This window comes from Polaromonas sp. (assembly GCF_039930745.1).
Taxonomy (GTDB): Bacteria; Pseudomonadota; Gammaproteobacteria; order Burkholderiales; family Burkholderiaceae_C; genus Polaromonas.
In genome coordinates this window covers 1-7,902 of sequence record NZ_JBDTTH010000132.1, presented here as the reverse complement: position 1 = coordinate 7,902, position 7,902 = coordinate 1, and the positions used below count along the sequence as shown (strand labels likewise).

Sequence of the window (7,902 nt, the reverse complement as noted above, 5' to 3'; positions counted from 1 at the left end):
GAATTCGCACTGGGCAACAAAAACGCCGCCATGCTCAAGCCCCACGCGCACCGCCCTGACCTGCTCGCGCAGGTACAAGCCGCCTTCGAGGCGCCGTCACTGTACGACGAAGCCCTGCGCCTGCTGGCCCGCCGCGGCCTGCCCGTACCCGCCAGTCACACGCAGCGTGACTGGACCCAGGGTTATGTGGAAAGCGATGCAGTGGAGCAGGCCTGGCTGGTGGTTTACCGCGACCCGAAGAAGTACTGGGACCTGTACCAGCTCGGCGAAGAACTCACCGACCTGGAAGACGCCTTCCGCCTCTGGCGCTTCCGCCATGTGACAACGGTGGAACGAGTAATTGGTTTCAAGCGCGGCACCGGCGGCACGGGCGGGGTGAGCTACCTGCGCAAGATGCTGGATGTGGTGTTGTTTCCGGAGATCTGGAAGCTGAGGACGGATTTGTAGGCGAATCGGGCATTCGCGCTTGCTTCGCACGCGTGACAGCTTCTCAAAGCTGTCATTGCGGACTTGATCCGCAATCCACGCTACGCCAGCCCGCGACTGTGGTGCATGCTGCATGGATGCCGGATCGCGTCCGGCATGACAGCCCAAAAAACGTTAACTGAACCGTATTGGGGCTAGAGCTCAATTTCTCTTAAGAATCCGGCTGCACAGCCACTGAAACTGCCCTCTGCAGCGGCAACCACAGCGTAAACCGCGTACCCGCCGGGCCAGACTTCCAGGACACCGTGCCGTCAATTGCCCGCGCCCGGCGCAGCTGGTTGCTCAGCCCGCGGCCTGTTGCCTCGCCCAGGGCTTTGTCGATGTCAAAGCCCTGGCCGTTGTCTTCAATGATGACTTGTACACCCGCACCTTCGCTCGCAGTGCGCACCTGGATCTCGTTGGCTTGCGTGTGGCGCAAGATGTTGGCCACGCTTTCCTGCACGATGCGCAGAACGTGCAGCGCGGCCGACCGGTCCAGCCAGCCCAGCGTTGGCAACTCCTTCACCTCCCACAGCAGCGCAACGCCGGCATCCTCCAGCCGCGGCTCCAGCCGGAAACGCAGCGTGGCCAGCAAGAGCAGCAGGTCGGCCTCGACGGGTTCCATCGAATCGATGGCCAGCTTGAGGTCATCCATGCAGTCTTTGAGAACTTGCGTCATCCTGGCATCGCTCATGCCGCCGTGTTCTACCGATCGGATCGCGCTGGTCAGCGACGAGCCCAGCCCATCGTGCATGTCCTGCATCAGCCGCTGGCGCTCGTCGCTGAGCATTTGCTGCTGCTCCACGGCGCGAAGGCGCTGGTAGCTCTGTTCCAGCTCGCGCTCGCGCGCCCGCAGGCGCTGCGCCAGATTCGCATTGGCGCGCTCCACCTCGACAATCGCCCCTGTGTAGTGCCGGTACATGATGTAGCTGAACATGACAAACAGCCCAATGATCGCGTAGGGGTTGGTGTACAAGCCTTCCGGGCTGACCCAGTTGTTTTGCAACGCAAGGTCGTACATGCTGCTGGCCACAGTGAACAAAACCCAGGCGGCCATGAGCTCAACCTGCCGCTCGCGGGAGCGCAAGGCATGGCGCAAGGCGTCTGCAAAGATCAGCAAGGCCAGCGGCAACAAGGTCAGGTAGAGCGCCGGCGTGATCAGGTTCAAATCGCGTATCAGGGATGTGACGCCCGGCACGGTTACCGCATTACACAGTAGCGTGACACCCACCAGCAAGGGCGTCAGCCAGCGCAGCGGCCGCCGGTGCAGGCGCTCCAGAAAGTGATTGACCAGCACAATCAGCCACAGCAGCGACGCAACCGTGAGCCAGTTAAACCAGGCGTCGGAGACGGGCAGGTAACTGCCCCCGACAAAGTAGTGAAGCATTCGTAAAAATGCCATGGTGGATGCGGCAAAAAACAGCAGGTACAGCCACTCATGCCTGCGCCAGATCCAGATGGCCAGCGAAAAAAAACCGACGGCCAGGAAGGCTGCACCACCCATGAAGGGCAGCTCGATTTGCAGAAAATGGCGAAGCTGGTAGCGCCAGGCCAGCGCCTGCGCACTGCCCACCCACACGGTAGAAAGCGCACTGCCGTTGCCCGGCTGGCGCGTCAGACGAAGCAGCACTGCGGTAGTTGGTGGTGTCCCAGCGCCACCGGCCAGCCGCAGCAGCAGCGGACGGTTGTAGCCGTTGTAGGTCAGGCTGCCTTCGGTCTGGTAGAGCAACTTGCCATCGCCGTAAACAGCGATCTGTCCACCGTTCTTCCAGCGCGGAATGTAGAGAAAACGCGCCTCCGGCCGGAGCCCCGTTGCGCCAAGGTCAAGCCGATACCAATCGGTGACAGTGGGTGTCTCGTCTGAAGGGCGGGCTGGCAGTTTCCGCGGCGCAATGTGCGGCAGGGCGACCGTTTGCCAGGCGCTCGGCAGCAGCGACGCGGCATCCACAGTGGGCGGCGCCGGCGTGAAACCCATGCCCGTCGCCTGCAGCATTTGCGCGTGTTTGATTTGAATCGCGGCACCCTCCCCTGGCGCCTGGCTGCAGCCGGCAGTGCAAACCACCACCCAAGCTATCAGCCATCCTGCCAACGCACTCCTAGCGTTCCAGCAGACCGCGGCTTCTGGCTTCATAAATGGCTTCCGCCTTGGAGCTGACTTTCAGCTTGGCGTAGATGCGCCGCACAAATGTGCGCACGGTGAAATGAGACAAGTCCATGAGCCGGGCAATTTCATACGCGGTAAAGCCTTTGGTGATGAGGTCCAGCACCTCTTTCTCCCGTGCCGACAGCGGTTGTGGTGTGTTGTCCGCGGGCTCGCTGCCGCCGATGTCTGCCGGAGCACCGGGCCTGAAGCGTGCCAGTACCTGCCGCGCAATGATGGGGCTGATGGGGCTGCCGCCGCTGGCCAGGCTGCGGATTTCGGACACTATTTTTGCCTGTGAGCTGTCCTTCAGAAGATAGCCGGCCGCACCCGCTTCGATGGACTTCATGACATGTGTTTCGTCGCCAAAGTGGGTGCTCACCATGATGCTGCAGCCGGGCCACTGCTGCGCCGCTGCCCATATCACGTCAATACCCGAGCCGTCGGGCAGTCCCAAATCAACCAGCAACACGTCAACCGGTGGCCCCTGCAGCAGGGCAAGACCTTCAGCCCGCGAGCCCGCTATTCCTGCAAGCCGCATGTCCGGCGCGGCCAGCAGTGCCCGGACCAGAGCATCGCGAAAATCGAGGTCGTCTTCGACGATGGCAACGTGGATCGGCGTGACGGCGGGCGCCTCATGTCCTGGCAGGACCGGACTCGACTGGTTCATCACGGCTCCCTTCTGAAATGACTATGCAGCCGGCGCCGCGTTCAGCGCGGCCTGAGAGTTCAGGCCGTGCTCCACCATGGCCGCATGTGTTGCGGCAGGGGAGAGGGGAAGTGCGTTCATGCACGGGATTTTGCGACGCAAAAAGCGTCAGGTATGTAGCACGTTCTTTCTACAGACAGGCCCTTTTTTCCTTCCTGACATCCAGCAGCACCCGTGACGAACCGCTTTGCGTTGCACCGCGAGGGCGCCCGGGTTTTAGGTTCAACTCCGGGGCAGGCACAGTCCGGGATCTATGCAGGCGATCCTCCAACGCCGCTCGGGCTGAGCCTGGCCTGTCCTGAGTTTGTCGAAGGATCGAAGCAACGCCACCGTTCGGGCTGAGCCTGTCGAAGCCTGTGCAAGCTTGTGTGGCTGTGGGTCTTCCTGCAAGCCGGGGGTTGCCCGCGGCAACTCACTTTCTTTTTGCGTCGCCAAAAAGAACGTAAGCAAAGAAAAAAGCGACCCTGCTGTCTGCGTCCCCCTTCGCTGCCGCTGCGGGGGCAGCCTGCGGTGCTCGGTCCAGCCGGGGTCGAGCTCGAACTCGCCTTCGGCTCAAACAATCGCTCGTCCTGATCCGGCTGAACCTCCGCTCCTCGGCGCATACAGAAGGGTGAGGGATGAAGAGGGAGCGGGATCGGATGCGGGGAGACCTGACGCGCGCAGCGCGTCAGGTCGGGCACGCGGCTGTCATGTTTGCACGCGGCGGCAAGCACACGCGGCCAAATGAGGCTCCCTTCCATCGCCCAGCGGGGCGAGGGAAGGGCGGGGGGTTGGGAGTGGGGAGTTGCGCCTACTGTCCAAAGCAGACCGCAGGCGCAGCGTGACGCAAGATTGCTATCTATTTAGCAGCTACTCCCGCCCATAAAACAAGGGTTGGAGCCCGTTTTTTCTTAAGAATCCGATTGAACAGCCACTGAAGCTGCCCTCTGCAACGGCAACCACAGCGTAAACCGCGTACCCGCCGGGCCAGACGTCCAAGCCACCGTGCCGTCAATCGCCTGCGCCCGGCGCTGCTGGTTGCTCAGGCCGCGGCCGGTTGCCTCGTTCAAGGCGTTTTCAACATCAAAGCCCTGGCCGTTGTCTTCGATGATGACCTGCACCCCCGCGCCTTCGGTGGCGGTGCTCACCCGGATTTCGGTGGCGCGGGTGTGGCGCAGGATGTTGGCCACGCTTTCCTGCACGATGCGCAGGATGTGCAGCGCGGCGGACGGGTCCAGCCAGTCCAGCGCCGGCAGTTCCTGCACCTCCCACACCAGCGAAACGCCGGCGCTTTTGATGCGCGGTGCCAGCCGAAAGCGCAGCGTGGCCAGCAAGAGCAGCAGGTCGGCCTCAGCCGGCTCCATCGAATCGATGGCGAGCTTGAGGTCGTCCATGCAGTCCTTGAGGACTTGCGTCACCTCGGCGTCGCTCATGGCGCCGTGTTCTACCGAACGTATGGCGCTGGTCAGCGAGGAGCCCAGGCCGTCGTGCATGTCCTGCATCATGCGCTGGCGCTCGCTGCTGAGCATGTGCTCGTGCTCCACCTTGCGCAGCCGCTCATAACTTTGCGCCAGCTCGGCCTCACGCCCTTTCAGGCGCTGCTCCAGGCTGGCGTTCATCTGCTCGACCTCCCCGATCGCCTGTACGTAGCGCCGCAGCATGATGAACATGAACGTGGCCAGCAGCAGGGTAGCGCCGTAAGGCGTGAGGTAAAACCATTCCATGTCAATAAGCTGCTGGGCCTTGAGCCAGTCGTAGATACCGAAGCCCAATGCGACGCAATTGCTGCCGCTGAGCAGTACGCCGTCCAGCGAACGACTGCGCACCGAGTGCCAGAGACCCACGCCGATAACGATCAAAACCAGCGAAATCTGCAGCAGTTGCAGCGCGGGGCGCAGCAGCACCAGCGCGGGCAGCGGCAGCACTCCTGGCAGGGTGCAAACGGTGAATACCGAAGTCAAGGCCAGCAAGGTCCATGTCAGTCGCGGCATGGGCCGGCGATGCAGCAATAGCAGGAAGGCATGGACGATCATGATTTGCCAGGAGAGGGCGTTCAGTGTGATCCATCCGAACCAGGCGTCGCTGACTGGCAGGCGCTCCAGCCCGGTGTGGAAGTGCCAGCGCCGCAGCACCTGCAGCACCGAGAACGCCGCCAGCAGAAGGTACAGCGGGTCCTTGCGTCGCCAAAGCCACACGAAGAAACAGAAGATGCCGATGACCAGGAAGGCTGCGCTGCTCATGAAGGGCAACTGGTATTCCAGCCATTCGCGCACGGTGTAGTGCGACAGCAGCGCCTGCGTATTGCCCACATAAAAAGACGACAGCCCGCCCCCTGCGCCCTGCAGGCTGTCCATCCGCACCAGGATGTCCGTTGGAGCGGCCATACGGGCGCTCTGGTTCAGGGCGATGAAAACACCCGGGTGGCGAAACAGGTTCCAAGCCGGGCTGCCCAGTGAACGGAAGACCAGGCGGCCATCGGCATACACGGCGAGCTGCCCTGCGGTCTGCCAGCGCTTGAGGTAAAAATGCGCCGTGTCGCCGGGCTGGTCCATGCCGCTGACCTGCACCCGGAACCAGCGGGTCGTTACCCGTGGGGTTCCACCCTGGGGGATGATCTGGCGCGCGAAGGCGTAAGGCAGAGCCACTTCGCGCCATGGCGTGCCAAGAGCATCGGCATCCACCACGGCCTCCAGCGGCCCGGCCGGGCCCGGCGCTTCCAGCATTTGCGCCGTGGTGTAGTGAATCACCGGGTAGGGCCCAGGCTGCGCGGTAGCGCCAGTGCCCGCCAGCAGCGCGGCAACCAGCGCCAGGGCCTGAACCACCCCGGCGCTAGTCCGCCAGCAGGCCGTGGTTGCGCGCTTCATAAATGGCTTCTGCTTTGGACGTGACCTTGAGCTTGCTGTAAATACGCCGCACAAAGCTCAGCACCGTGTAGCGCGACACCTGCATCAGCCTGGCGATTTCTTCAACCGTGAACCCCTTGGTGATGAAGTTCAGCACCTCGCGCTCGCGCGGAGACAGAGATACCGGCGCATCGCCGGGCGATTGCGGCGCTGGTGCCTCGCTCGCCCCAGCGCCCCCGGTCGCGGCATCATTCGGAGAGGCGCGAAAGCGCCGCAGCACCTGGCGCGCAATGATCGGGCTGATTGGGCTTCCTCCGGCCACCAGGCTGCGGATCTCGTCGGCTATTTCAGCGGAGTCGCTGTCCTTGAGCAAATAGCCGGCCGCACCCGCCTCGATAGAACGCATGACGTGGGTTTCGTCACCAAAGGTGGTGCTGACCATGATGGCGCAATGCGGCCACAGCCGCGTGGCCGCCTCGATGACATCAATGCCCGAGCCATCAGGCAGGCCCAGGTCCACCAGCAATACGTCAGCCGGCGCGCCCTGTAGCAGCGCCAGGCCTTGGGCGCGGGTCAGGGCCTTGCCCGCCAGCGTCATGTCAGGTGCCGCTTTGAGTGCGCGGCCCAGTGCGGCCTGAAAGCCCAGGTCGTCTTCCACCACGGCGACGCGAATCGTTGCGGGGGAGAAGGGGACGGCATTCATGAGTGGCATTGTGCGGCAAGCAGGGCGGCTCGCATGTAGTCACTTCTATCTACAGCTTGACCTTCTCCGCCTTTCTGAGCGCCAGTACGGACCATGACCACCCTGCTTTTGCATCGCCGGTGCGCCCCGGAGTTACGGTCCGCATCCGGGTTGTACACAGGTGATTTGCTATTCATTCCATAGCTTCTTGCGTCCTTGCCACAAGGGGCAAGTGCCAATTTGATGTGTAGACCCGCTGCGCGCCTGCTGCAGCAGGCGGCTGCCGGGGTATGGCATCCGCCCGGTCTGTAGCACGTTCTTTCTACAGACAAGTCCCCCACCTCCTTCCTACCATCCAGCATCACTTTGAACGCGCCCGTGCCCGGATCTGGGCAGCCGGACGCCTGAGACCACTGAAGAAAAGGATTTGCCATGAACCACATTTACCGAACACTCTGGAACACCGCCCTGGGCGCATGTGTGGCCGTGGCCGAAACCGCCAAAGGCGCCGGTAAGGGAGGTTCCTCGCGCAGCCGTTCCGCTATTGCCGATGCCACCGAATCCGACGGCTTCACCCTCAAACCCGCCTGCCGCGCCGCCCTGGTGCTCCTGGCTGCCCTGGCCCTTCTGACTCCCAAAGCTCATGCCGCCAATGCCGCCGACGCTACTGTCTCTCTCGGCGCCGGGTCGGTCGCCACCACCGGCAACACCACCACTGTTACCCAGGGCAGCCAGCGCCTGGCGATCGACTGGACCAGCCTGTCCACCCGCGCCAACGAAGCGCTGGTCTTTGCCCAGCCCAACGCGCAGGCGATAGCCCTCAACCGCATCACCGGCAGCAGCCCCAGCGAGTTGCTGGGCAGCCTCACGGCCAACGGCCAGGTGTTTATCCTCAACCCGAATGGTGTGCTGTTTGGCGCCGGCTCCCAGGTCAATGTGGGTGGCCTGGTGGCTTCCACCCTGAGCATGAGCAACGCCGACTTCCAGGCCGGCAACCATGTCTTCAGCAACAACGGCGCCAGCGGTTCCGTCGTCAACCAGGGCACCTTGAATGCCGCACCCCGCGGCTACTTGGCCTTACTCG

General features: G+C 63.1%; 6 protein-coding genes. 2 read left to right on the top strand and 4 right to left on the bottom strand.

Going from position 1 to position 7,902, the window contains the following annotated elements; genetic code table 11:
- Positions 1 to 447 (top strand): tryptophan 2,3-dioxygenase family protein (locus tag ABI660_RS22090; RefSeq protein WP_348072190.1); only part of this gene is annotated, 447 nt, incomplete at its 5' end.
- Between the two features lie 190 nt (positions 448 to 637).
- On the opposite strand, the gene ABI660_RS22085 is transcribed toward ABI660_RS22090, so the two are convergent.
- From ABI660_RS22085 to ABI660_RS22070, 4 genes are all read right to left on the bottom strand, one after another.
- Positions 638 to 2,458 carry an ATP-binding protein gene (locus ABI660_RS22085; RefSeq protein ID WP_348072188.1) on the bottom strand — a complete coding sequence of 607 codons (1,821 nt, stop codon included), beginning with the start codon at positions 2,456 to 2,458 and terminating at the stop codon, positions 638 to 640.
- Between the two features lie 103 nt (positions 2,459 to 2,561).
- On the bottom strand, positions 2,562 to 3,275 hold the full coding sequence (locus ABI660_RS22080; protein ID WP_348072186.1) for a response regulator transcription factor: 714 nt from the start codon (positions 3,273 to 3,275) through the stop codon (positions 2,562 to 2,564).
- 929 nt (positions 3,276 to 4,204) lie between these two features.
- The gene (locus ABI660_RS22075) at positions 4,205 to 6,157 is read right to left on the bottom strand and encodes a sensor histidine kinase (protein ID WP_348072184.1); all 1,953 of its coding nucleotides are present in this window, start codon (positions 6,155 to 6,157) and stop codon (positions 4,205 to 4,207) included.
- Positions 6,123 to 6,839 (bottom strand): response regulator transcription factor, encoded by a 717-nt coding sequence (locus ABI660_RS22070; RefSeq protein WP_348072182.1) that lies wholly within the window; start codon positions 6,837 to 6,839, stop codon positions 6,123 to 6,125. The genes ABI660_RS22075 and ABI660_RS22070 overlap by 35 nt, the downstream gene beginning before the upstream one ends.
- A gap of 411 nt (positions 6,840 to 7,250) precedes the next feature.
- On the opposite strand from ABI660_RS22070, the gene ABI660_RS22065 reads away from it, so the two are divergent.
- A partial coding sequence (locus ABI660_RS22065) for a filamentous hemagglutinin N-terminal domain-containing protein (protein ID WP_348072181.1) occupies positions 7,251 to 7,902 on the top strand: 652 nt, incomplete at its 3' end.